General features: G+C 56.0%; 20 protein-coding genes. 6 read left to right on the top strand and 14 right to left on the bottom strand.

Annotated elements, in window-relative coordinates:
- Positions 1–36: 36 nt before the first annotated feature.
- On the top strand, positions 37–3,114 hold the full coding sequence (locus ASD50_RS09975; protein ID WP_056239921.1) for a hypothetical protein: 3,078 nt from the start codon (positions 37–39) through the stop codon (positions 3,112–3,114).
- A 175-nt stretch (positions 3,115–3,289) separates the two neighbouring features.
- On the opposite strand, the gene ASD50_RS09970 is transcribed toward ASD50_RS09975, so the two are convergent.
- The 12 genes from ASD50_RS09970 to ASD50_RS23030 all read right to left on the bottom strand — a co-directional run bounded on the left by ASD50_RS09970 (position 3,290) and on the right by ASD50_RS23030 (position 19,365).
- Positions 3,290–4,640, bottom strand: a protein-coding gene (locus ASD50_RS09970; protein ID WP_413813884.1) for an IS3 family transposase whose coding sequence is annotated in 2 segments (ribosomal slippage) — positions 3,290–4,328 and positions 4,327–4,640 — 1,353 coding nt in all. Because the reading frame shifts where the segments join, the coding sequence is not laid out codon by codon here.
- A 163-nt stretch (positions 4,641–4,803) separates the two neighbouring features.
- Complete coding sequence (locus ASD50_RS09960) at positions 4,804–5,400, bottom strand: class I SAM-dependent methyltransferase (RefSeq protein WP_056239911.1); 597 nt, start codon at positions 5,398–5,400, stop codon at positions 4,804–4,806.
- Between the two features lie 37 nt (positions 5,401–5,437).
- Positions 5,438–6,484 (bottom strand): pseudaminic acid synthase, encoded by a 1,047-nt coding sequence (gene pseI / locus ASD50_RS09955; RefSeq protein ID WP_056239907.1) that lies wholly within the window; start codon positions 6,482–6,484, stop codon positions 5,438–5,440.
- 15 nt (positions 6,485–6,499) lie between these two features.
- Positions 6,500–8,056 (bottom strand): UDP-2,4-diacetamido-2,4,6-trideoxy-beta-L-altropyranose hydrolase, encoded by a 1,557-nt coding sequence (gene pseG, locus ASD50_RS09950; protein WP_056239905.1) that lies wholly within the window; start codon positions 8,054–8,056, stop codon positions 6,500–6,502.
- On the bottom strand, positions 8,056–8,745 hold the full coding sequence (gene pseF, locus ASD50_RS09945) for a pseudaminic acid cytidylyltransferase (protein ID WP_056239902.1): 690 nt from the start codon (positions 8,743–8,745) through the stop codon (positions 8,056–8,058). Before pseF ends, pseG begins: the two co-directional genes overlap by 1 nt.
- Positions 8,742–9,908 carry a UDP-4-amino-4,6-dideoxy-N-acetyl-beta-L-altrosamine transaminase gene (gene pseC / locus ASD50_RS09940; RefSeq protein ID WP_056239899.1) on the bottom strand — a complete coding sequence of 389 codons (1,167 nt, stop codon included), beginning with the start codon at positions 9,906–9,908 and terminating at the stop codon, positions 8,742–8,744. Before pseC ends, pseF begins: the two co-directional genes overlap by 4 nt.
- Positions 9,905–10,903: a UDP-N-acetylglucosamine 4,6-dehydratase (inverting) gene (gene pseB / locus ASD50_RS09935; RefSeq protein ID WP_056239895.1), complete on the bottom strand. Its 999-nt coding sequence runs from the start codon at positions 10,901–10,903 to the stop codon at positions 9,905–9,907. Before pseB ends, pseC begins: the two co-directional genes overlap by 4 nt.
- Before the next feature lie 185 nt (positions 10,904–11,088).
- Complete coding sequence (locus ASD50_RS09930) at positions 11,089–12,513, bottom strand: UDP-glucose dehydrogenase family protein (protein ID WP_082549574.1); 1,425 nt, start codon at positions 12,511–12,513, stop codon at positions 11,089–11,091.
- Positions 12,514–12,680: 167 nt separating this feature from the next.
- Complete coding sequence (locus ASD50_RS09925) at positions 12,681–13,922, bottom strand: glycosyltransferase (protein ID WP_056239891.1); 1,242 nt, start codon at positions 13,920–13,922, stop codon at positions 12,681–12,683.
- A gap of 950 nt (positions 13,923–14,872) precedes the next feature.
- Entirely contained in the window at positions 14,873–16,849 is a 1,977-nt protein-coding gene (locus tag ASD50_RS09920; RefSeq protein ID WP_056239889.1) for an acyltransferase family protein, read from the bottom strand.
- A gap of 542 nt (positions 16,850–17,391) precedes the next feature.
- Complete coding sequence (locus tag ASD50_RS09915; protein ID WP_156465006.1) at positions 17,392–18,735, bottom strand: O-antigen ligase family protein; 1,344 nt, start codon at positions 18,733–18,735, stop codon at positions 17,392–17,394.
- A 465-nt stretch (positions 18,736–19,200) separates the two neighbouring features.
- Positions 19,201–19,365: a hypothetical protein gene (locus tag ASD50_RS23030; protein ID WP_156465005.1), complete on the bottom strand. Its 165-nt coding sequence runs from the start codon at positions 19,363–19,365 to the stop codon at positions 19,201–19,203.
- Positions 19,366–19,826: 461 nt separating this feature from the next.
- Between ASD50_RS23030 and ASD50_RS09910 the strand changes: the two genes are divergently transcribed.
- From ASD50_RS09910 to ASD50_RS09890, 5 genes are all read left to right on the top strand, one after another.
- Complete coding sequence (locus ASD50_RS09910) at positions 19,827–21,014, top strand: tyrosine-type recombinase/integrase (protein WP_056239883.1); 1,188 nt, start codon at positions 19,827–19,829, stop codon at positions 21,012–21,014.
- A 37-nt stretch (positions 21,015–21,051) separates the two neighbouring features.
- Complete coding sequence (locus ASD50_RS09905) at positions 21,052–21,669, top strand: hypothetical protein (RefSeq protein WP_156465004.1); 618 nt, start codon at positions 21,052–21,054, stop codon at positions 21,667–21,669.
- Between the two features lie 76 nt (positions 21,670–21,745).
- The gene (locus ASD50_RS09900; protein ID WP_056239879.1) at positions 21,746–21,952 is read left to right on the top strand and encodes a helix-turn-helix transcriptional regulator; all 207 of its coding nucleotides are present in this window, start codon (positions 21,746–21,748) and stop codon (positions 21,950–21,952) included.
- 1 nt (position 21,953) lies between these two features.
- A complete protein-coding gene (locus tag ASD50_RS09895) occupies positions 21,954–22,394 on the top strand; it encodes a helix-turn-helix domain-containing protein (protein ID WP_056239871.1) in 441 nt (146 codons plus the stop codon).
- 40 nt (positions 22,395–22,434) lie between these two features.
- A complete protein-coding gene (locus tag ASD50_RS09890) occupies positions 22,435–23,538 on the top strand; it encodes a tyrosine-type recombinase/integrase (protein WP_056239869.1) in 1,104 nt (367 codons plus the stop codon).
- Here ASD50_RS09890 and ASD50_RS09885 read toward each other — a convergent pair.
- Positions 23,515–24,231 (bottom strand): antitoxin Xre/MbcA/ParS toxin-binding domain-containing protein, encoded by a 717-nt coding sequence (locus ASD50_RS09885; protein WP_082549568.1) that lies wholly within the window; start codon positions 24,229–24,231, stop codon positions 23,515–23,517. The two genes, ASD50_RS09890 and ASD50_RS09885, sit on opposite strands and share 24 nt — an antisense overlap.
- A gap of 16 nt (positions 24,232–24,247) precedes the next feature.
- A partial coding sequence (locus ASD50_RS23680) for a hypothetical protein (protein ID WP_210168927.1) occupies positions 24,248–24,467 on the bottom strand: 220 nt, incomplete at its 5' end.

The raw sequence follows: 24,467 nt of genomic DNA, 5'->3' as shown, positions 1-24,467 counted from the left end.
TCCGCAATTTATTCAACTCAATTTTCGAGAGCCTTCATGTTTGTTGCTGTCAAAATGTTGCAATTTCACCGCGAGGGGCTGAGGCGGTTTTCAAGGATTATCGACGGCAACCCCCATTATGACGACTTGCTGGAACATAAGCTAAGCCACAGCGAATGGTCGGTGTTCGACAGCGATGTCGATATCTCCGAGAAACGCGCCGCGGCGACAACGCTGTTTGAAAGAAAGCTTAAAAGTCGCACATACAATATTATCGCCCCAGAGTTCTCTGGGATCTGGTGTGATGGGACAACCAAAAATAACCTACGGGAGTTCAAGTTTTTTGAAAGAGTATGCTCTAGTGCACGCATTAAATTATCAGATAAAAATTACTCAAATTGTGATAGAATTACCATATCAAACGTAAATCATGAATTTGAAGATGTCATTAAAGTAATTTTATCCGATGCGCATGATTTCTATAATGAAAGAAGCACGATCACTGCGGGGCTCGCCCATCAGCAGATTTTGTATAGCCGTTCCTTCTTTAGTTATTTCCTAGCCTTCTCGCGAGAAGGCGTAGTCAGACCCACCGCTTTGGTGCAGGCGAACGATCATTCGCCGGGCCGTGTAGCTCTATCGATGATCATGAAAGGCCTTGGCATTCCACGGATTTATCTGCAGCACGCGGAAGTGACGAGTCATTTCCCGGAACTCGACTTCGAGTACAGCGTGCTGCGCAATAGACAGTCGCTCCACACTTACCAAATGATCGGACCAGTTAGGGGCAAGGTTTACGTCATTCCGCGACATCGCGATGCGTTTGCTAGGGACACCTTATCGCGAACTCGCGAACAAGGGATAACTGTTACTATCTATCCGACTTCACGAATCCTCATAAACGAGCTGCGCACTCTGATTGCGGCACTGGAAAAAAACCCAGCTATAGGCAAAATCCTCTTAAAGCAGCATCCTGGCGCGGTCAGGCTCCTCGACAATTCGCTCGAATCATCCAACGTCGCGGTGGTGACGGATATCCCAACGGAGGATCACATCGCCTTGGTCGGCAATTCTTCCGTGGTGATCGAACTTCTCCATCGCGGTATTCCGGTCTACCAGAATTTCGAATTCGACCCAGTCGATGCCGACTACTACGGCTTTGTTAAGACGGGCCTGACCAAAAAGGTTGCCCTCCAGGACCTCTCCGAGGTGTTCTGGGATCCCTATCATCTCAGCGAGAACTGGCTGAAGGCTTATGCCGAGTGGGACTCTTCTGCCGACCCCACGTACATGAAAGAGCAAGTGGAGTTCGTAGAAGAGATCGCTCGGCTGGCGCGTGAGGTGCCGTCATCGGCTGTGCCCCTGGTCAGAAGCGGAACAAAGGCCGAGCGCCTGCGTGCACAGGTCAGAGGTCGTGTTAAGAGAGGCCTCATTAAATTGATCAACGCCAACCCAAAAACATCAGCGCGGGCTGCAAATCTGATACTGAACAATGCCAATCGGACAGCCAATTTCCTGTCCGTGCAGGCATACAGGGCTGCAAGATATCTGTCTTTACACACGGCAATGGAGATCAAGGCACCCGCTTGGCAGGGCGCCAAAAAGAGAGCAGGTAAGCAAGGTGCCAGAGGCGACAATCTTCCGGGACCGGAGCTCTCCGAACTCATTGAATACACATTGCATAACGTCGGAGATCCGGTCGAATGGCTGCGGCACAACGAGCGCGCACAGTGGATCTCGTCCGTCGCAATGATAACCATTATGGACGCGATGTTTCAGAACCGGTCTCCGACGCTCAATGTTATATTCGACAGCCTCAAGGACTGGCCGTCGGAATCTGTCGCAGGAACATGGGCCTATCTCAAAAAAATTGAATGGGGAAATTTTGAGATCAGCCATAACAATCTGGATGAGATTGCCCGATTCACCTATGCCTACCAGGATAATATTAAGGCGCGAGCCTTACTCGAGCAGCAGCTTCTGACCGCGTTGCTACGGTCCGGCACATGCGCACAACTTGATAGTTTTTGGCACAACGCGACGGCCGCCCGGAAGGATCGGTTATCGATCAACCGGCAGATTCAGCTACTACGCAAGTTACGCAGCACGCCGGGAAGGGAGAAGGAGGCCGAGCAAACTCTACGTGAGTTCGAGGAGCGAGCTACACCATTCGAGGTACTCAAACTCAGGAACATGGATGCCCTAGAGGGCCAGCCGCTTGAGGGGTGGAACCACGTCCATGCTGAGCGGCAATTCGTCGAAAGCGCGCCGTATGGAATATCTCGAGAGTTTACCTCCCACATCCAGCCGGTGTATAATGCGCTACGCTCAAGGATGCGTTTCATGAACGCACGGACAGACACTTCGGAGGCGGAGGCGTTCCTTACCCTTATCCGCAGCGCGATCATTCAAGGTAAGCCGTTTTCGATGATCCGCCTTGGCGACGGTGAAGGTTATCTTTTTCCTAAAGGCGATTTCTTCAGTGAAGCAGATAGCGCGAATCGGGAACGGCACTGGTGGGGAACGGAACTTGACGCGGAGTTGAGGGCCAAGATTATCGACCAAGGCCGACAGGCGCTCGCTTCTGCCGATGTGGTTGGAATTCCATCCATCTACCGCTTCATCCGCGATCACAGCGAACGTAGCAGATCACTGACGCAGGCCGTGCAGGGTCGAGGGTTGCTTCAAGTACTACAAGGCGTGGAGCAGGCCATAGCTCCAGAGGCCTTGATTGCCGGGGCCACGGTGAATGTTTCCATGTTCAGCGACGTTGGGGTGATCGCGTCGCTCGCTAATCTAGTTAACAAGGTGACAATCGTCGGGAGTGTGAAGGCAGACAAATTACCAAGGAGCATTCGTAGTCTCCCCCGGATGGAAATGATACCTCTTCCAACGCACGCGAGAACATCTCTGAATGGCAAATACAACAAGGGGACCGAGCCCCTACCATTCATCTATCATGCACTGCTCGAGCGGCTAGATTCGATGGTCACAGCGGGTGATCTTGTTCTGGTGGCCGGAGGCATCATAGGCAAGATATTTGTCGGGCACGCCCGCGCCAAGGGCGCTATTGCACTCGACATTGGAAGCGTTCTCGACGATTGGATCGCAGTCGGTATGCGTTCAATGCGCTAAGTGTTGGTTTCCACGCGGAACTGAGCCGGTTTTGGAGTGAACCCCTCGGGCTGGACCACCAGGAGCATCGGACTATGGCCTGCTGCCGGTTTTTCGGACACTGTCCGTCGTCAGGTTTTTTGGGACCAGTGGCGCGGTGAGCTAACGGAGGCTCTGGTCCATCAGGGTTGTCATTTTAGGCGGCCACTCGCCGATGAAGCAAGCGGCGTTGTCTGATGGTTTCGCGTTTGATCCTTTCCCTTTCCAGCGTGATGATGTCGCCTCGCCCGAAGTAGACGTCGGCGGGAGTTAGATTGCCGAGGCTTTCGTGGTAGCGGCGGTGGTTGTAATGATCGACGAAGGCCGCGATCTGGCGTTCGAGGTCCCCCGGCAGGAAGTAGTTTTCGAGCAGGATGCGGTTTTTCAGCGTCTGGTGCCAGCGCTCGATCTTTCCCTGGGTCTGGGGATGGCAAGGTGCTCCGCGGGTGTGCTCCATGCCGTTGTCAGATAGCCATTCGGCGAGATCGGAGGAGACGTAACACGGGCCGTTGTCAGACAGGAGCCGCGGCCGCTGCATGACCCTGGCGCTGTCGCAGCCGGAAGCCTGCAGCGCCAAGGTCAGCGTGTCGGTGACGTCCCCAGCCTTCATCGTGGGGCACAGCTTCCAGGCGATAATGTAGCGGGAGAAGTCGTCGAGCACGGTCGACAGATAGAACCACCCCCAGCCGATGACCTTGAGATAGGTAAAATCGGTCTGCCAAAGCTGGTTCGGCGCCGTCGTCTTGTCATGGAACTCATCGGCGGCCTTGATGACGATGAAGGCCGGGCTGGTGATCAGGTCATGGGCCTTGAGCAGGCGATAGACCGAGGATTCCGAGACGAAGTAGCCCTTTGCGTCGGTGAAGGTGACCGCCAGTTCCCGAGGTGACAGCTCTGGCTTGTTCAATGCCAGCTCGATGATCTGATCGCGCGTTTCCTCGGGAATGCGGTTCCAGACCCGGCTTGGCCGGGGGCTGCGATCTTCCAGCGCGTCGACGCCGCCGGCATGGAAGCGGTCGTACCAGCGATTGAAGGTCGAGCGCGGAATGCCGAGCTTCTGCAGCGTGCGACGCGCCGACAGGTGCGACTGCTCGACGAGCCGGATGATCTCCAGCTTCTCGGATGCGGGATACCTCATTCGTCGTCGCCCCCATCCGCGATCATGCTTTTTTGAGAATCCGCAACTCCTGCGCCTACTCGGTGACGATCTCCTTGAGATCTCGGGCCTCCTTGCGCAGCATCTTCACCTCATCGCTGGTGGCGGCACGCGCCGTGTCCCCAGCCAGCCGCTTCTTGCCGGCTTCGAGGAACTCCTTCGACCAGGTGTAATACAGGCTCTCGGCGATCCCTTCGCGGCGGCACAGCGCGGCGATCGATTCCTCGCCACGCAGGCCCTCCAGCACGATGCGGATCTTCTCCTCGGCCGAATACTGCTTGCGCGTCACGCGGCGGATGTCCTTGATGACCTGCTCCGCTGGCGCTTTCCCTGTCCCGGTTTTCTGTCTCATCTTCGCTCCTTTGAAAGGCTACGATGAACCAGAAATCCCCCGTTCTCAGTTAAGCCAATTTGGTCCCATCAGCGCCGACGCTGGACAGCCGAAAAGCCCGTCGTTCGTGGCCCTTACAAAAAACGGGGTCAAATTTCAAACTGACCCACTACCGCTCTGTGCGCTACCTTGATTTTCTGGCAAAGCATCTGTAGCGAAATCCTCTCGTCATTCCCGGAACAGCCTCGATGAGTTCGATCTGCTTGTAACCGAGATCCTGGAAGATAGTTCGATAGTCGCGTTTGAAATGACGAGGGCTTTCAGTCACCTCGTCTTCGACAGTAATTATCTTCGGGCTTACCCGAGCCATCTCCGCGAAAATCCAATTGCTATCTGGGTGGACGTGCTCGAGGACTGCCATCGTGTATATGATGTTGAAGGAGTTGCCTGGCAACTGTCTTATGGAATCCTCGATGGAGGAAATGATGATCTTTGCCCGTTTCAATTCCGGAAAAGTGTGCCTCATATGATCAATCGCATTGGCGTTTATCTCGATGGCAGTTAGTCGGGTAAAACCCGCGTTGTGTAGAAATGCCATATTGCGGCCAGCGTTGCATCCGAGTTCGAGGATACGCGATCGCGGCGTCGCGTACTTTTTGATGCAATCGAGTAGGAAAAGGCTGCGGGCGACCGCCCCCTTCGTGTAAGTTTCCGGAGCATTGTCTTCGTTAGGCTTCTTCCAATAGGAATGGATGTCCTGAAGAGAAGCCACTCTATTCATCACCGAATATCTTTCATGATGGCTTTCATCCCGCAACTCACGACATCGCAACATCCCAGCTCGTCGGCGTGCCCGCTTTCAGATCTCGGGCAGCGCGCCGCCCCAGCAATGTTTCGTAATGTTTGGGCGCAAGCCCTTGCCCAGGCCGAACGATCTTCAGGTTCTCCGGGGTAAACATATCTCCGGCACCCACGTCCTGCGCCACATAGATCGAACGGCGGAAGAGCAGTGACTTCTCCTCGGCCTTAGTAGGGCCGTAGGAAACCTGACCGAGGGACTGCCATGCTCTTTCCGTCTCTACCACCAGCGCCTTCATCTCGTCGGGCTCGAGAGAGAAAGTGCTGTCGACGCCGCCGTCGGCGCGACACAGGGTGAAATGCTTCTCGATGACTGTGGCGCCAAGAGCCACCGCCGCCACAGACGTCCCGACGCCCATCGTGTGGTCCGATAGGCCGACCTCGCAGCCGAAGAGCGCGCGCATATGCGGAATTGTAACGATATTGGTGGACTCAGGCGTGGCCGGATACGTACTGGTGCATTTCAGGAGCACGAGGTCGCGACAACCGGCCTCGCGCGCGGCGCGAACCGTCTCATCGAGCTCGGCAAGGGTTGCCATGCCGGTCGAGATAATGAGCGGCTTGCCGGTCACCGCTGCCCTGCGGATGAGCGGCAGATGTATGTTCTCGAAAGAGGCGATCTTGAAGGCGGGAACGCCGAGCCCTTCGAGGAAATCAACCGCGGTCTCGTCGAAGGGGGTGCTGAAGCACAGCATGCCGTGCTCACCAGCTCGCTGCATGATCGGCGCATGCCACTCCCAAGGGGTGTGCGCCTCCTTATAGAGATCGTGTAGGTTTCGCCCTTTCCAAAGGCTCTTATCGTCGGCGATGTCGAAAGCGCCGCCGCGAACGTTGAGGGTGATCGTGTCGGCGGTATAGGTCTGAAGCTTCAGCGCATGCGCGCCGGCGGCCGCGGCCGCATCAACGATCTCCAACGCCCTTCCAAGCGATTGATTGTGATTGCCCGACATCTCCGCGATGATGAAGGGTAGAGCAGTCCGCCCGATTTCGCGATCTCCAATAAGCATCGCCAGCCCTTTGCCCTAAAATGCGAGTTCGTAAACGTAACGGTCTGGTTCACTTGAGCGAACCAGAAAGCCCAGTTTCTCGAATATTCGACGAGATGCCGTGTTCTGTGGCTTCACCTGTGCAACAAGCACAACATGTCCCTTTTCCTGCCGCAACCGCTCGATCGCTGCGGCGAGCATCGCCCACCCCATCCCGCGGCCTCGGAAGATCGGCGCCACGGCGTAGCTAATCTCCCATTCCTTGCCCCTTTTGTCGAAGCGGACCTGACCCAACGGAATCCCCGAAGCGATTTCCGCGATATAGAATACGCAGCGCTCCGAATCTCGTACGCGCATCCGGAACCAAGCGTGATGTTCCTTCGCCGCAATAGGCTTAGCGCTGAAGGCGTTGAGTCGTGTTGCGGCATCGTTTACCCATTCCAGAACCAGTGCTTCGTCGGCAAGCTCGGCATGCCGGACGGCAATTGGCATGTCTGCGCGCGCAATCAGCACTGCAAATACCCGTTCCACTCCGTATCCGTCCACAACATTGAGGCACTTCTTGGACCAAGTTGGGTCGAGCCCCGTTTCCGCGAGGCTTGCTAGCGCATCATGGATGACGGTCCCATCGACCGCATCCCAATGGCCGAGCCAGCGCGCCAGCCCGCGACGCGCGAGTTCGCTGCTGATCGGGTGCTGGTTCTTCGCGAGCGAGATGACGACGGACGGTAGGCCCAAGCACAACCGCTCCCAACTCGTCGCGCCGCCAGCGCCGATGGCGAGATCGGCGGCAAGCATCAGAGGCGCGAGGCTCGGCACGCGGTCACAAAGACGCAACTCGGTGTGGCCGGCGACAAGACGCTCAACTTCGGTGAACTGCGGGGATGCGGAAGAAAGGACAATATCCGCTGCGATATCAGGTCGGCGTAGCTTCAGAAGCGCCTCGATTGTTTTCTGCGTCAGGCCTGCCCTGTCTACTCCACCGAAGGAGACAAGTAGCCTGCGCAATGGTCCCTCGCGAACCGTCGCCCGGCGACGCAGATGGACATAGTCCGGTTGCAGGAGAGCATAGCGTGGCCCGAGTAAAAGCGTACAATGCGGCGGGACCTTGCCGACATAGCGCACGTCCCTCCGCGCCACCAGATTCTGGTCAAGGAGGATGTCGCAGTCGTGTGGTCGGTCGGCAAGGTCATCAATCACCATGATCTTGTCGGCACAGCGGCGTAGCGCGCTCTGCCAGCGCGCGTCCAGGCCATAGTGGTCAACGACGAGCCAGTCCGGATGAAAATCGCCAATGGTTCGAGCCGTTTCCTCGGCATCGTTCTGCCAATCCGTGCCGAGCCAGAGGGCATGAGCCGGTCCATCTTCGCCAGGTGTCCATTCCGGTCGGGGCGCAGGGAGTCGGAACAGGCTAAAGCCACGATCCACGATCAGGTCGCAGAGATGAGCCCGGTGCTCACGACAGACGAAAAGGATGTCGGCACCCCGCTTCTGCAAGGCTTCGGCGAACGTGAGACAGCGCATGACATGGCCGGTACCGATGGCTAGGGAGGCATCGGCGCGGAATGCAACCCTGATACTATCCGCCGGCATCAAGTCGCCTGCAACGCGTGGAACAGCCATTCCGCCTGTTTCCAGTCTTCTGGAGTGTCGATGTCCTGAACACGGCATCGGGGCAAGATCAGTGGCGCGGCGTCAACGGAGAAAATTGGTTTGCCTGTACACCAAGCCTCAGAACGTCCCCAATAGAACTGTCCGGCATCGTGATAGGCTTCTTCGAGATCCTGTGAGCGTGTCTCGAAATGTTCTGGATAGAACATCTCGACACGGCCGGCTTCGACTAGCCGAATGGCGCGCTGGATAGGGAACGGGTAGCTGGTGACGGAAAAGACATAGTCGCATCCCTCCCTTTCTAGAAGGTCAAGGCCACTCCTAAGGTCTTCGGCGCGGACGAACGGAGCCGTAGCATAGAGGCAGCACACATGCCGCGGATCAATACCCTCCCGCCGATGCCATTCGATGGCATGGGCGAGCACCGGAATGGTACCGGTATAGTCGTCCGCGAGCTCGGCCGGGCGCACGAAAGGCGTGTCGGCGCCGCACTCCCGCGCCACGGCTGCAATCTCTTCATCATCCGTCGAAACGACGATCCTGTCGAAGCAGCCGCTTGACCGAGCGGCCTCGATCGGCCACGCAATCATCGGCCGGCCGCAGAAAGGGCGAATGTTTTTGCGCGGGATGCGTTTGCTGCCCCCACGAGCCGGGACGACCGCCAATCTCATTCAGAAAGTGCCTTCTCGAGCGCGTCGATGACCAGATCCTGCTGTTCTTCCCTGAGGGTCGGAAACATGGGCAGGCTAATTGCTTCGGCGTAGTAGGCTTCCGCCTCGGGGAAGGCACCGAATGTAAAGCCCAGACGCTTGTAATAAGGCTGAGTGTGAACGGGAATGTAGTGCATATTGACACCGATTCCTCGTTGGCGCAGCGCGACGAAGGCGTCATGATGACTGCGGGTAATCCGGTCAAGTCTCAGCCTGATCACGTAGAGGTGAAGCGCCGAATAAGCATCCGCGTGCTGTTGCGGCACGGTCACAGGAAGCGACCCAAGCAAGAGGTCGTAACGATGCCTGATCTCGTGGCGACGCGTTACATAGTTGTCGATCCGTTCCATCTGGCTAACGCCGAGAGCGCCTTGCAGTTCTGTCATCCGGTAGTTGTAACCGAGATCGATCTGTTGGTAGTACCAAGGTCCATCCGGCTCATGCGTCATGAGTGCCGGGTCGCGGGTGATGCCGTGGCTGCGCAGCAGCTCCAGCCGACCAGCCAAGGCCGCATCGTTAGTGAGCGCCATGCCACCCTCGGCGCTGGTGATGATCTTTACGGGATGGAAGCTGAAAACGGTGATGTCACTGAACTGGCAGTTGCCGACTGGAACACCCTTGTAACGGCCGCCAACGGCGTGAGAGGCATCCTCGATGACGCGAAAGCCGTATCGCTGGGCAAGGGCGTGAATGGGTGCCATATCGCAGGACTGACCGCACAGATGGACAGGGACGACGATTTTGGGCAGGCGCCCTTGACGCTCGGCTGCAGCCAGCTTGATCTCGAGACTCTCAACGCTGAGGTTGTAGGTATGCGGATCTATATCGACAAAATCGATATTAGCGCCGCAGTAGAGCGCACAATTGGCACTTGCAACGAATGTAATAGGGCTCGTCCAGAGCCAGTCACCCGGCTTCAGGTCGAGGGCAAGGCAAGCGATATGCAAGGCAGAGGTCGCACTGTTTACTGCGATAGCGTACTTTGCGCCGCAATAATCGGCCACGGCCCGTTCAAAGCGCGGGACCACAGGCCCTTGGGTGAGGAAATCCGAACGCAGTACCTCAACGACGGAGTCGATGTCAGCCTGTGAGATATCTTGTCGTCCGTAAGGAATGGTGCTCATATGTTACCAATCTTCCCACGGCTGTGCTCGATCCATTTCTGGAGGGTATCAATGGTCATCCAGTTGGGATTGTTAATGCTAGTGTAGCTGAAGCCTTCCTTGACCTTCTTGCCGTCCTTGATGCGCTCTTTGCTAATTGCCCAGTTGTGGATGGCTGGTAAGATTTTGTAATGCTCCGGATATTCGTAGCTGTAGAATGAGTCTTCCTCGCCAATCATTTGCTCGTGCAACTTCTCGCCGGGACGTATGCCAATAAATTCCAGCTTCGCATCGGGAGCGATGGCCCGGGCAATGTCGGTCACTCTCATGGATGGGATCTTCTTAACATAGATTTCCCCGCCTTCCATATCCTCGAAGGCGTGCCAGACAAGTTCCACACCCTGCTCCAGCGAAATCATGAAGCGTGTCATCCGTTCGTCGGTTATCGGCAGCACTCCGTTCGCCTTAATCGACATGAAGTAGGGAATTACCGAGCCACGTGAGCCCATGACGTTTCCGTAACGGACCACGGCTAATCTGGTGTCGTGCACGCCACTATAGGCATTGCCGGCTACGAAGAGCTTGTCTGAGGCCAACTTGGTGGCGCCGTAGAGATTGATCGGGCTGCTTGCCTTGTCAGTAGAGAGGGCGACAACCCGCTTTACGCCCCTGTCAATGCAGGCGTCAATTACGTTCATTGCGCCATTAATGTTGGTCTTTATGCACTCAAAGGGATTGTATTCGGCGGTTGGAACAATCTTAGTGGCGGCTGCATGCACTACGTAATCTACACCGTCGAGCGCACGATACAGGCGCTCCTTATCGCGGACATCGCCGATGAAGAAGCGTACACGACTATCACCCTGATACTTCTTAGCCATATCCCATTGCTTCATCTCGTCACGCGAATAGACGATGATCCGCCTTGGGTTGTATTGTTCCAGCGTCATCGGCAAGAACGTGTTACCGAATGAACCGGTGCCACCAGTTATGAGTATTGATTTCCCTGTAAACATGTCTTTGTACTACTCGTAATTTGAGACGATTATTGTCTGGAGGTGCCCTTTAGGGTGAAGTGCGCCATGCTCGAACCCCACTACTCGCAAAATCGTTTTGAAGGGACCAATGATCCTTAACACAAGATGCAAACCGGGCGGGAGCGGCATTTGCTCTATCGTGCGGCCACCCGTTAGAGATCTCGTCATAAAAGCCCCGATTCCGCGTAACCGGCAGGCATCGCTAAACGAGCCTTTTCGGCGTCCGTTTCGCACGGCGCGCACATTGGAATAGCGGACCCAGAGCAGGCCCGCCCGATGCTGTAGTAGGTAAGACCGTAGCGAGACACGACAGCTGGATCGTACAGGTTCCTACCATCGAAAATAACTGGGTGCTTCAAGGTTTTGCGGATGTGTTCAAAGTCGGCACCGAGGAATAGTTTCCATTCGGTGATGATCACCAGTGCATCAGCGCCAAGAAGGGCGACTTCCTTTGAATCAGCGAGCGTGAGATCAGCCCGCTCGCCATAGAGGCGGCGACATTCGCGCATAGCTGCGGGGTCGTAGGCTTGCACCTTGCCACCCGCCTGCCAGAGCGCCTCCATGATCACTCTCGATGGGGCCTCGCGCATGTCGTCGGTATTGGGTTTGAAGGCGAGACCCCAGAGAGCAAAGGTCTTACCAGAAAGTTTATCGCCGAAATGAGCGGCGATCTTGCGCACTAAGCTGGCCTTTTGGGTGTCGTTCTGCACATCGACCGCCTTTAGCAACTTCATATCGCAAGCGATCTTGTCAGCGCTGCGGATGAGGGCTCGTACGTCTTTCGGGAGGCATGAGCCTCCATATCCAACGCCCGGATAGATAAAATGATAACCGATGCGCGGGTCGCTGCCGATGCCGTGGCGAACCTTCTCGATGTCGGCTCCTACCTGCTCGGCGAAGTTAGCTATCTCGTTCATGAAAGTGATCTTGGTCGCCAGCATGCAATTGGCCGCGTGCTTTGTCAGTTCGGCGCTACGCGCATCCATGACGATGATCTTCTCGTGGTTGCGATTGAACGGAGCGTACAGTTCTCGCAGTACTGCTTCTGTCTTCTGGCTCGCCGTCCCGATGATTATGCGGTCGGGCTTCATGCAGTCGGAAACGGCCATACCCTCCTTGAGGAACTCTGGGTTAGAGGCGACGTCATAGGTGAGGCCAATGTTACCACGAGCATCGAGCGCCTCCTTGATTGTCTGCCGGACCCTATCGCAAGTGCCAACGGGAACCGTCGATTTAATGACGACGATGCGGTGGCCGTCCATCTGCGCGGCGATAGCACGGGCGACGGCCAAGACATTTGTCAGATCAGTCGAGCCGTCTTCGTCGGACGGCGTTCCGACGGCGATGAACTGAACGCCGGCATGCAGAACGCCCTTCGCCACATCAGTGGTGAAGTGTAGTCGCCCGGCCGCATAGTTTTCCTTCACCAATCGCTCCAAGCCAGGCTCAAAGATTGGGATCTCGCCGTGCTCCAGGCGGGTGATCTTCGTGGCGTCAATATCGACACAGACGACGTTGTAGCCCGACTCGGCAAATACGGCAGCTTGTACCAATCCTACATAACCGGTGCCGAAAATGGTGATTTTCAAGAGTCGTGTCCTGTCGAATACGTGGGTTGTTAGGGAAATGTGCAAATGAAAGTGGGGCATGTATGTACGCAACCGTTTGCGGCTTTCCGGAAACGCCCCAGATCAAACTCCGAAAACAAGGCTTTCACAGCTGCGTTTCCCTTTTTCGCCTTGGCCGCTCTCGATTATCAACGGACTCTACCCGACGCCACATCAACTATATGCTCTACCATCTTCGCGTAGATCTTATCAGCGTCGAACCGCTCCTCGAATACGACCACGCGCCGCTCTCGCCCATGCAGAGTTTCCGGGTCCGCCAGTGCGGTTTCAATTGCTGCTGCGAAAGCAGCGGGCGAAGCACCCGGCATTGAACGACCGATGCCGGTCTCGGCATATAGCCCCGTGATTTCACCCCCTAGCGTTGCCATCTGGTAGGTGCCGTAGGCCATGTATTCGAACACTTTGTTGGGGAGGCCTTGGGGCGCTTTGCTCACGTAGGGAAGGAGTCCGATCGTCGCGCGGCCAAGCAGTGCGGCAATGGCGTAGCTATCGATCCAACCCGGCAGGACGACGTTGGGCAATGCGCGAAAAGCTTCGATGAGATCAGGTCGGGAGGAGGCGTCACCGGCAAGCACAAAGAGGATGTCGTCGCGCTCCAATAGGAGTCGGCAGGTCTCGAGCACGTAATCTAGATCGTATGTCGCACCCCATGAGCCGACGAAGGCCACAACCTGCTTGCCCGGCAATATGCCAAACTTAGTGAGAACCGCTTCCGTCTCACCGAGTGCTTCTGGTGGAAGACGCCGGTAGGTGAGTGGGAACACCCTATCGTGGGCCGCCGTGCGACCGGTGCCTTTCGCTTGTCCCCAGGCGAGATAGCGCTCCGAGATACCTACTAGGGCGGTGGCGTGACGGCAAGCAAAACGAGCCTGGGCATCAAGTGGGAGGATTGCCATTCGCGCCAGCGGTCGGACCCTCGGTGGAAGAAAGTCGACGAAGAAGTCCGGCCAAAGATCTCTAATCGACACGACCGTCGGGATCCTGGCACGTAGACCGAAAGCCACTACTACTTTCGCTGCCTCTGTGGTGGGTAGATCGGTAACCAATACGTCTGGACGCTCTTCACTCGCTGCAGCGTAGCGCCGGAACGCTTCGGCGAAGCAGCGGTTGTGCAGGATGCGTCGAAAGCTAATGTTGTGGCGATAGCCAGGGGCACGAAAGACACGGATTGTCAGGTTCTCCCCGGCACGAAGCCATTGGTCGTCCGCCACACGGTGGGTCTTCGAATAATGGTTGAAGGTGGAGGTGAACCAAGTGGTTTGGTGGCCGCGCGAAGCTAGCGTCCTTGCTAACATTCCCGCTCGCATCAAGCGGGGTGCACCGAGGTCGGTTGGTAGCGGTTCGAGGTCGCGGACGAGCCATATCTTCATGTGGTCCTACTCAAAATTACTGATGAGGCAGCGGAAGAGCAATCCGCGTGAAGTTGAGGCAACTCTAAACAAAGGGCGTTCATATGATGGCGGCGCGTGTTGCTTGTTACTGCAGGATTTATTTTAGCTCGTTTATTAGGTTCTGCTTGCTGAAGCGGCTAATCCAGCCCAACACCTGCCCAGTAGGTAATGGTAACGGTGCTTTCGCTTTTTCGAGCGCAGGTAATATTTATTTCAATTGAACACCCAGTTTTTAATTACCGATAACAAATTAAGTCATGTAAAGTGCAGAAGCGCTTTACACCAATCAAAATAATTGCGCGGAGCCTGCAAAAAAGTTGCATTATAATAATGGTCACCGAGATTTTTTCGACCGCCTCTTGGGCTATCATGACGTTTTAGAAGAAAATGGATGACTAATCAGATCAGACGTTACCCTGCACTCGCCACTACCGCCACACTCAGGGCAGATCTTGGAGAAGCCGGGGCAGTCCTCCGCAATTATCCCGTGCTGACACCCGCACTTTGACCATCGTGAGCAAACAAACACGCGCCCTAGCCCGGCGCATCTATTACAGACACGCATATCACTCCCCGCCCCGTAAATATCGCACGTAGGTCACACACACACGGTCCGTCTGGCAATCTGAAAGGAACAGACATGGACCGTAACCTTCAGAAAGCGCGATGCAAATAGAATTGTTGTTGGTTGAAGCGTGAGTCGCCGAGGAAATTATTGTCAAATCTATCCCTATTCTGTAAAAACCTACGCCTGCGACAACAACGTGACGCATGGTCTCAGCAAGGTTTTTGTTGGCTTCAGTATCGCGGCAGCGCATAATGTTGAGAACCTGTTCGCACAAGGCAACAGGGCGGCATCCTCTATATTGAGAACCGATGTGGTGTGGCACGCCGGGTTCAAGTGACAGCGCTGTAGCAGTTGAGTTGGCTCATCGCGCTTTTGTCAAAACATCCTTTGCAAGAGAGGACCTCTCACCTATCAATGCTCCACCGTCATAGGTGAGATGGCTGTAATCCCTGTAGAGTATGACTCCATTGATCTCGGTTTTGCACTTTCCATCGGAACAGAGGAAGCTGAAGACATCTGCGACTTCTATACCAGACTTCTTCGCCGCATCTGAGAATATTCGAAGCGAATCACCACGGTATTTCTGATTCTCGACAAGGGAAATATAGCAGTTAGCTTGCCGTCCGAGTGTAATTTTGCCTCTGGCCTTTCGCTCAAGGCAACTGCCGATGTCCGCGCCGTTTGCTGGGGGGGGCGCGATGAAAACAACCTTCTTTCCGGCACCATGCAATTCTGTAACCAGTTGCGCGAGCGCGCCGGCTACGATCTCAAACGAGGGTTCTGACGCCTCTAGCGAACCATCGGCCTTTCTCTGAAGAAGTAGATTGGACGAACTCAACGGTGTCTGCATTCGCCCGGCGATGACCACAATATCGATGCTGGGGGAGGACATCGCAAACGAGAGCACCCGATCATTGAATTCCATGCATCGCAGCGCATACTCTCGATTGTAACGATCGCCCGACTCTTTAGCGAAGCGCGCTGTTTGATAGAGCGGATCACAAGCTCCCATGGTTGCTTGTTGCATTCCAACGCCAGCAAGTGGCCCCATTAGCGCCGAAGACCACGCCATGGCGTAGGAGTCGCCCCATACGAGCACCTTGGGGTGGTCGTTTGTGCGGCATTTCGACTTGATCCGGAATTCTTCATCGGGCTTGTAGGCGCAGCCAAAGGCTAGGCCGTAGTTGTTGCGCCGAATATGGGCGTAGTCGGTCTCGCTGGCGGCAAATGCGGTGATCGACGGCGGCGTGATAGCGATAGCAGCAGAACACACAACAAGCCCAGCGACGAATCTGCGCGGCTTGGCGGGCCTTGCCCGTCGGAACGGTTCCTCGACGAGGAGATAGAGAACTACGCTTAGTGCAACGGAGATCGCTACGGCCAGCCAGATCGCGACCGTGGGCGGTTCCTCAAGGTAGGCTGCCTTTGTGAAGACGAGCAGCGGCCAGTGAACCAGATACAGCGGATAGGAGATGTCGCCCACGCGCGCCAGCGCCCTGACAGGTAGAGCAGCTTCCCATTTCGAGGCATTGTGACCGAGGATGATCATCAGTGTGGCTGTGCAAACGAGCAAGGAATCAAACCCCGGATGCGAAAGCCCAGTCGGGAAAAACGGGACCGCGAAAAGAATAACTGCGGCGGGAAGCCTGGTGGCGGCAAGCCAATGGCTCCTCCTCAAGCTCGAACGCGCTATAGCTCCTATGGAACCAATGCCAAGTTCCCACATGCGAGTGAAAGGGAGATAGAAGGCCGCATCCGGGTATGTGGATGCAAGGTAAAGGCTCAGTACGAGACTTGCAGCGACAACAGCTGCCACTACTCCGAGCCACGCCTTGCGCGGCACGTAACGCAGTAGCAGCGGCATTACAAAATAGTACTGCTCCTCAATCGCGAGCGACCAGAAGTGCAGCAGGGGCTTGGTCTCGGCGGATCCCTCAAAGTAGCCTGACTGACCCCAAAGGACGAAATTCGCCACGAAAAGCAACGACCCCACCACCTGCTCGCGCAGATCAATCAACTCGATATCGGTGAGTATGAACGGAGCACAGAGCACGACGAGGGCAAGGACGACATAGGCTGCCGGCAGCAGGCGCTTCGCTCGCCGAAAGTAGAAGCTCTTGAAGCTGAAATCGCCTCGGTCGATCCCGTCGCGGATAAGTCCGGTGATCAGAAAACCAGATATCACAAAGAAAAGATCGACGCCGAGGTATCCGGCAGCCAAACCTGGCAGGCTCGCATGGTAAAGAACCACCAAGAGTACTGCAGCGCCGCGTAGCGCTTGGATGTCGGCACGAAGTGAGGCTCTAACCCCTCCGCCGTTCGCGATATCCTGTTTCATTCGCACCCCACCTCTTGGTGGGTCTTTGCACTCATTCTGGAGAAATTCAACAGGGGGATGGCTCGATCTTCCCGCCTCTGCTCATCGAAAATGAGGCGCTAGTTGAACGACACCAATAGCGAAAAAACCACCAACCACAATCAATGTGGCCAATAATAAGTTAGTCCGATTCATGCCTGCCTGCCCCCAAAAGCTTTGAGCTCTTAAGCATAAATCGAGAGTCGCAAGCAAGTGGTTGCTTGAACGATGCAATCTGAAAGGACAGAAACATGAGAACCAGCTCTGCCGGGCGGACGGCTTCTAGGTGCGAAGATGCTATGATTGAAGAAACAATCGTTTCGCGGCCGGGTCTCTGAAGTCACGGCGAAGCGGGGCTAAATGGAGGTGTTCTCCACGCTGCTATGACAAACGATGCTGTCGAACCTTGATTCATAAAAAATCACGGCGTAGGCCGTAAGGTGGCGATGAGGGCCGCCGGCGCTCCGAACAAAGCGCCCAAAAGCGGAACACTGATAAGCGTTGCCGCGATAAATATGCGGCGCTTACGCGGCGTGCCACGAAGGGTCGGGAATAGATGCGGCAATGACTATCGCGGCGAAGACAAAGAAGGCGTCCATAATGTCGTGTTTGAACATGATCTGGGTCACGCCAGAGGCCGCATAAGCTGTGGACACGATCAGTGCGACAAACAGCCGGATACGGTAGTTGGGATCACGCGGCGCGCGCCAGGCGATGAAGACCGGCACGCATAGGACAGCCAGCAACGCGGTCAGGGTGAGAATTCCTCCATCGATGGCGATGGAAAGAAAGCCGTTGTGGGCGTGGGTAAAGTTGCGGACAGGTAGCCCGTCGCTGGACAGTTCCGGTACGAGCGATGCCATCCTATTCTGGATGCCATGACCCCAGATCGGCGAATCGAGAAAGGCATCCCAGCCCGCGCGCCAAAGTCTCAGCCGCTCGCCGATACTCTTGGTGGTTTGCTCTCCCATCAGGATGCGATGGAGTTCGCGCACGGTTTGGTTCCAGCGCCCATCAAGCAGGCGCTGCACGCTGTAAAGGGCGGTTGCCGCGGCTGCGAGCACCAGAAGGCTCGCGGGGCGCCAGACAGCGGAGCGCCACCGGGCCGGGGCAAAGATCACCAGCAGGGCCAGGATAGGAAACATCGCGAGGCCGACGCCTCGGATAAGCGACATGGCGAGCGCGACGATGCCCCCGACAACCGCCGAGATCGCCAGCAACTGGCGCGTTCTGGACCGCGAAGCGATGTTCAGCCCCCCGATCCCCATCAGGCACAGCGACATGATGGAAAAGACCGCGGCATTTCCGGCTCCCCCTTCGGCCTGAACGCCAAAAAAAACTGCCTGGATGGAGCCCTGCAGCGCTGCACCCACGGCACCGATGGCCGCGCCAACAACATAGGGCTGAAGAAGATCGATACCCCTGCTAGCCCGCAGTCTCGGAATGACGGTCCAAGGTGAAAGGAATGCCAGCAACCAGACGATCGAATGGGGGATTTCGGGTCTATTCGGTCCAATTAGCGCAGTAAGCACGATCAATGCGGCAAAAGCGGTGAAGGTCCAAGCCAACTCGCGGTCAGAACGGCTCATCTGGAACTCGTACCGCTTCAACGCCAGCGACATTACCGCCCATACGAAGAATGTGTACAGCATCACCGAAATCACGGTCCCGCCCACTGCGGGAAGCGCTCCCATCAGAAAGGCGGAAATGGAGTTGTTCCTATCGAAGCTCGCTTGAAATGTTCGAGCCGTGACCGCCTTGTCAGAAGCGCTCATAGCCATGCCCCGAGGTTTGCGCCTACAAAAAAACAGCCTACTGATAGCAATTTGCTCCGAAAGCCATTGGCCGGGAAATTCAGAAGCCGTCACGTGGCACAATCGCACATGTCTTTAGGCTGGCATCCGGATACACCTCCCCGACCCGACTGGTCGGAAGGATCACCGTCAAACACTCCCCCACGATTACATTGGAGAGCGTTTCGGGATGTCTTCCCGCCACATGAAGCGGCTCTGACGCCCAGCCACCCCCTTGGGGTGACTGAAGGAAGGCATACGACGATCAACCTGAGATTTCAACTTCAACATTAATCTACATTAATAATCTTTGGTTGGTCTGAAAACCCAGTATCGGATTATTGAGCCGGTGCAAGCAAAACGGTCGATGAAGCCATAATGCGATAGCTTGAGGAAGCCTTTAGGCACGGGGAAATGTCGCAAGGGGAACTTTGCTCCCACCCCACACTGTCACTTAATGTACATGGCAGCACAACGCCAGTGTGCGGCAATGATGGACGATCCGGCGCCGCCAGCCTGGGGCAAAGAGATAACCGCAACCTAATGTTCGGAACCTTGGCAGCCCGCTGATTTTCCCAGCCATTTTGGACTGTGCCGCATGGCCTGCACAATGTTCGCGATGTTCTGGCGATCCTCATACTCAAAAAGACTGGCTTTTTTCGCGAGCAGGCGAGCGACCTTCAGGATACACTGGTGGCCAAGCATTATGAGCCTTTCCGCCGCAGGACAAGGTTGCTTCGCTGCGTGAAGCCTCAATCAGGTCTGGGAAGCTGTATGAGCCACGTCGAAGGGAATTTCGCGCCACTGCGACCGACATATACCGTCCAAAGCATCGGTCCAGCGAGATGTAACGCTGGATGACGCTTGCGTCAGTGACAGAGACTGTTATAGTACCAACGTAAGAATGGGTTAAGTTTCTGTGTAATATCAGATGGTTAGAGGATGCGGCCGTGACAGTGCCGAGTCCTCTTCTGGGCACCAAATTCCTGTTTTAGACTGTCCGACCAGGTCCAGGAACTTAAAAGAAGGCCCGGCTTTCCGGGCTTTTTTGTTCCCTGAATGTCCGTTGGCATCCTGTGGCGTTTGTTGGCATCCAATGGATTTGTTGGTACTTTGGTTGGTATATTGACGAAAGGCTAACTTTCTATTGTTTGAGATACCAACAAATGCCGCTAACAGACACGCAAATCAAAGGGCTACGCCCCGCTTCAAGTCCAACCAAGCACAGCGACGGCGGTGGGCTCCACCTGTTGGTTTCGCCAACCGGGGGAAAACTGTGGCGACTATCCTATCGGTTCGCCGGAAAACAAAAAACGCTGGCGTTTGGCGCATATCCTGCCATTTCGTTGGCCGATGCCCGGTTGAAACGAGCCGACGCAAAAAAACTGTTAGCAAATGGCGTTGATCCGGCACAACAAGCTAGGATTGAAAAGACCAACAGGCTTGTTGCAAATACCAATACCTTTGCAGCCATCGCCGATGAATTTTTCGTCAAGGTCGAACGTGAAGGCAAGGCAGATGCCACGCTGACCAAAAAACGGTGGCTGCTAGGTATGGCGAAGGCCGATCTCGGCGACCGGCCGATTGCCGAAATCGGTGCGGCAGAAATTCTCGCGCCGCTGCGTGCTGTCGAAGGCGAAGGCAATTACGAGACGGCGCGACGGTTGCGTGCGGTCATCGGGCAAGTGTTTCGCTACGCCATCGCCACCGCACGAGCCGAGAATGATCCGACCTTCGGCCTGAAAGGCGCGTTGACCGCGCCCATCGTCACGCACCGTGCTGCGCTGACAGACAGGAAGGCATTCGGAGGTCTATTGCGGGCCGTCTGGGATTATGAAGGCATGGCGGAAACGCGGGCCGCGCTGCAACTCATGGCGTTGCTCTATCCGCGACCCGGCGAATTGCGGCAGGCCGAATGGAGCGAATTTGATCTCGGCGGCTGCGTGTGGACAATACCCTTTACGCGCATGAAAATGCGACGCGAGCATAAAAAGCCGCTGCCGGCAGCTGCCGTTGAGATCCTTCGCTATTTGCACACATTGACGGGGCGCGGGCGCCTAGTCTTTCCGTCAGTGCAGTCCTCACTACGGCCAATGAGCGAAAATACGCTGAATTCAGCCTTGCGTCGCATGGGCTTTTCCAGCGCGGAAGTTAGCGCGCACGGCTTCCGAGCGACGGCCTCGACGCTTCTAAATGAATGCGGCAAATGGCAAGCTGACGCCATTGAGGCCGAGTTGGCTCATATCGGTGCAGACGAGGTGCGCCGCGTCTACCATAGAGCATCTTATTGGGACGAGCGCGTGCGCATGGCAGAATGGTGGGCAGGCCAACTGGACCTACTAAGACAATCCTGATCTTATCAAGACTCGGCCTCCTCTTGGCGCACAGAGCATGAGCGACGTTTCAAACTGGATGTACGTTGATATTTTTACAGTGGACCAAGTTGCTGCACTTTGGTGTGGGTTCGATCCGGCAAAAATTAGCCTTGCCGACAGATCCAAGCCATCGGAAGTCATCGCGGCAAGGCAGATGCTTACATCCGCCATCATCAGCAAAATTCTGAAGGCTGATACGACGACCAATGGCTATTCGATGATTGGAATCCATGCAAATTCCTTGGTCACAAGAAGAGACTTGGAAGCCTTTGCGCGACAGAAAAGCTTATATCCCGCTTTCCTTTTCGACACGTTGGCACCTTTTGAGGAAAATCAAGGTTCAGTCCGCATCGTACCTCAGAACTTGTCTGGCCAGCCAAAGCATAATGCTGCCCCGCAAATTCCAAATCGCGGTGGCCGACCTCAAGAATATGATTGGGATGCCTTCACGATGGAGATAATTCGGCTGGCGAACCTCCCTGATGGTTTGCCCCAAACTCAAGCCGATCTCGTGCGAAAAATGCTTTCTTGGTTTCAGACGACATACAATCAAGAGCCGGCCGAAAGCGCCGTAAAAAGCCGGATATCAAAGATTTACAGGTATTTGGCCGAGGCCAAAAACCGGCCAGACTAGTTCCTGCCCTTTCAGGCTGCACTGAGCGGCGAGACGCTAGAAAACGACATCCGTCACCAACAGACGGAGTCGGACAATGACGCCCTTCGACGAACTTCCCGCAACCGGCTTCATCCGGTTGGCTTCCATTCTTGCGCCCGCCGGCCCCATCCCGGTCTCGAAATCGACTTGGTGGGCTGGCATCAAGGACGGCCGTTTTCCAAAGCCGGTTAAGCTTGGCCCGCGCATCACGGCATGGCGCGTCGAAGACGTTCGCGCACTGATCGAACGCGGGACGCTATGATATGTCCGGCCACCGGCTCGACCGGCGTAAGGTCAAGCGCCACCACAGCTATACGGTGGATGAGGCAGCGCGAGTTATTGGCGCGACCAGGGGCACAGTGCGACGCTGGCTTAACAATGGCCTACCGGCGATCCGCGACCGAAAGCCGTTCCTAATCTTGGGCGACGACCTTGCCGCCTACATGGCCGGCAGGGCGCATCCGAAACGCACCTGCCCGTCTGGCACCTGCTATTGCGTCAAATGTCGCGACGCGCGCCGGCCGGCCGGCAACATAGCGGAATTCGTGCCGATCAACACACATTCCGGCAATCTTCGGGGGCTGTGCCCGGACTGCGGCAGCCTCATGCATCGGCGCACCTCCACCAAACAGCTTGCGGCGATCCAGGCAATTCTCGACGTGGCAATCGTGGAGCGCCAGCCACGCCTAAACGATAGCGGATAGCCCTCCAAGAATGAACACTTGAGAAAGGATCGAGATACCCATGCGAAAGCATCATCCCGAAAACGAGCGCACCAAGCGGCGCTATGTCGAATATCTGAAGCACGCCAGGCAGCTTTCCGACGCCAGCATCGACCAGACGGTTGCTGCGATCGCCGATTTCGAGGCCGTGACCGGCTGGCGCGATTTCCGCAAATTTCGCATCGAATGGGCGCAGAAATACAAGCGCGACCTTGGCGAGCGCACCAACGACAAAACCGGCAGGCTGCTAGCCAAGGCGACGATCTCGTCGCGGCTCATGGCGCTGAAAGGCTTTTTCGAGTGGCTGGCCGGGCAGTCGGGTTTTCGCGCTAAGCTCACCTATTCGGACGCCGAGTACTTCCGGCCATCGGCAAATGACGAGCGCATAGCCAAAGCGGTGCGGGAAAGGCCGGTCGCCGGTATCGAAGAAATCCGACAGGTGCTGGACGCCATGCCGACTGGCACCGAAATCGAAAGGCGAGACCGGGCGCTGATTGCGTTTACACTGCTTTCCGGCGCGCGCGATAACGCCATCGCCTCCATGTCGATCAAGCATGTCGAATTTGAGCGGCGCACCGTGTTTCAAGACGCGCGCGAGGTGCGCACGAAAAACCGCAAGACCTTCACGACATGGTTTTTTCCGGTCGGCGCGGACATTGAGCAAATTGTTGTCGAATGGGTTTCCTTTCTGACAAAGGAACGTGGCTTCGGCCCGAACGACCCGCTCTTCCCGGCAACCAAGGTGACGCTGGGTGACAACGGTTTTGAGGCCGCGGGGCTGGCGCGCCACCATTGGAAGGACGCGGCAGCAATCCGGCGGATATTCAAGGACGCCTTCGCGCGGGCCGGCTTGCCCTATGCCAACCCGCACAGTTTCCGCAACACGCTGGCCGCGTTGGGCGAAAAGCTGTGTACCACACCGGAAACCTTCAAGGCGTGGAGCCAGAACCTTGGCCATCAGCACGTGCTGACCACCTTCACCAGCTATGGCGCAGTGGCCAACCATCGGCAGGCCGAAATCTTCGATCGGCTTCGCGCGCGGGCGAGAACTGGTGCACGGGATGATACGCAAGGCCTGGACAATGAGGCGGTACTTGCACTTCTAGCTGCAAGGCTGCGTCCATGAGTCGTCTGATGGTGACGACGCGACATCGACCACCGCATCAACCTCACCCTGCAATAGCATCTCAAGGGGCTTACCACCATTGAGCCTCGCATTTGGTGTGAGAAGCCACTGCCATGCACGCTTTTGATCACCAAACGCGGCGACGACTTCCGCAATACCCTGTGCCGGACGCCCATCCACGAATTGTCTCAGTGGAAAAACCGGCTTCCGGCTGCTACGCGTATTAATTGCGACAACCTCATTGACCTTCTGCCATCTATAGAGAGTGGAACGTGGGATCCCGTAGTGTCGCTCGATCATAGTGGGGCCGGCAACAGGCCCAGCCCAGTCGTCCGCCAGTTGAAGTGTTTCATTCTCCATTGAGGAAGACTGTGAAGGGCGAAAGCGCTTCATTTTTTTGATAACTGACTTGGTCGCCGCTTCGACGAGATCACTTACAAAGCCCGCACCGTACTCAGGAATATCTTCTTCGATATCCTTGAGCGCACGTTGAACCGCTTGCGTTTGAGCTGCCAGTTGAGAGGCAATGATTGCCGCCAGCCTCGATGCCGTTCGAATGGCCGGCATATGTATTGAAGGATCATGTTCTGTTAGAAGCTCGGAAATTTCTGCAAACAGACGATCTTCTAAGCTCTCGCGACGAGACAGCTTGACCTTATGGATATTTCGGGAGAACCGTCGTCTGGTAACCATCTTGAGCCCTGCCGCCTCAAATCGGTGATTTGCGTGTCATCATCGAAGTACCGCATCTTGTAGCTTTGCCAGGCTCGATGGTTAATGACTTATTTCCAATGGGGAGCAAATCGTGATGTTTCTGCAACACAGAAGCCGGATAGCATTCACCATAGCCCATTGGCGGTACGATCATTGTTGAACCGGGCGGATCGATGGGTAATGTCACTTTCGAAGGAGAGGCGCGGTGCGCGTCT

Origin of the sequence: Mesorhizobium sp. Root552, from assembly GCF_001427285.1 — a bacterium.
Lineage (GTDB): Bacteria > Pseudomonadota > Alphaproteobacteria > Rhizobiales > Rhizobiaceae > Mesorhizobium.
The sequence above is the reverse complement of the archived record's forward strand: the minus strand, read 5'-3'. Positions and strand labels throughout refer to the sequence as shown.

Bases quoted from the DNA above. Each gene is read 5' to 3' on its own strand.
- ASD50_RS09975 (WP_056239921.1), top strand. From the start codon at position 37: ATGTTTGTTGCTGTCAAAATGTTGCAATTTCACCGCGAGGGGCTGAGG.
- ASD50_RS09960 (WP_056239911.1), bottom strand. From the start codon at position 5,400: ATGAATAGAGTGGCTTCTCTTCAGGACATCCATTCCTATTGGAAGAAG.
- pseI (WP_056239907.1), bottom strand. From the start codon at position 6,484: ATGCTTATTGGAGATCGCGAAATCGGGCGGACTGCTCTACCCTTCATC.
- pseG (WP_056239905.1), bottom strand. From the start codon at position 8,056: ATGCCGGCGGATAGTATCAGGGTTGCATTCCGCGCCGATGCCTCCCTA.
- pseF (WP_056239902.1), bottom strand. From the start codon at position 8,745: ATGAGATTGGCGGTCGTCCCGGCTCGTGGGGGCAGCAAACGCATCCCG.
- pseC (WP_056239899.1), bottom strand. From the start codon at position 9,908: ATGAGCACCATTCCTTACGGACGACAAGATATCTCACAGGCTGACATC.
- pseB (WP_056239895.1), bottom strand. From the start codon at position 10,903: ATGTTTACAGGGAAATCAATACTCATAACTGGTGGCACCGGTTCATTC.
- ASD50_RS09925 (WP_056239891.1), bottom strand. From the start codon at position 13,922: ATGAAGATATGGCTCGTCCGCGACCTCGAACCGCTACCAACCGACCTC.
- ASD50_RS09920 (WP_056239889.1), bottom strand. From the start codon at position 16,849: ATGAAACAGGATATCGCGAACGGCGGAGGGGTTAGAGCCTCACTTCGT.
- ASD50_RS23030 (WP_156465005.1), bottom strand. From the start codon at position 19,365: ATGCTTGGCCACCAGTGTATCCTGAAGGTCGCTCGCCTGCTCGCGAAA.
- ASD50_RS09910 (WP_056239883.1), top strand. From the start codon at position 19,827: ATGCCGCTAACAGACACGCAAATCAAAGGGCTACGCCCCGCTTCAAGT.
- ASD50_RS09905 (WP_156465004.1), top strand. From the start codon at position 21,052: ATGAGCGACGTTTCAAACTGGATGTACGTTGATATTTTTACAGTGGAC.
- ASD50_RS09900 (WP_056239879.1), top strand. From the start codon at position 21,746: ATGACGCCCTTCGACGAACTTCCCGCAACCGGCTTCATCCGGTTGGCT.
- ASD50_RS09895 (WP_056239871.1), top strand. From the start codon at position 21,954: ATGTCCGGCCACCGGCTCGACCGGCGTAAGGTCAAGCGCCACCACAGC.
- ASD50_RS09890 (WP_056239869.1), top strand. From the start codon at position 22,435: ATGCGAAAGCATCATCCCGAAAACGAGCGCACCAAGCGGCGCTATGTC.
- ASD50_RS09885 (WP_082549568.1), bottom strand. From the start codon at position 24,231: ATGGTTACCAGACGACGGTTCTCCCGAAATATCCATAAGGTCAAGCTG.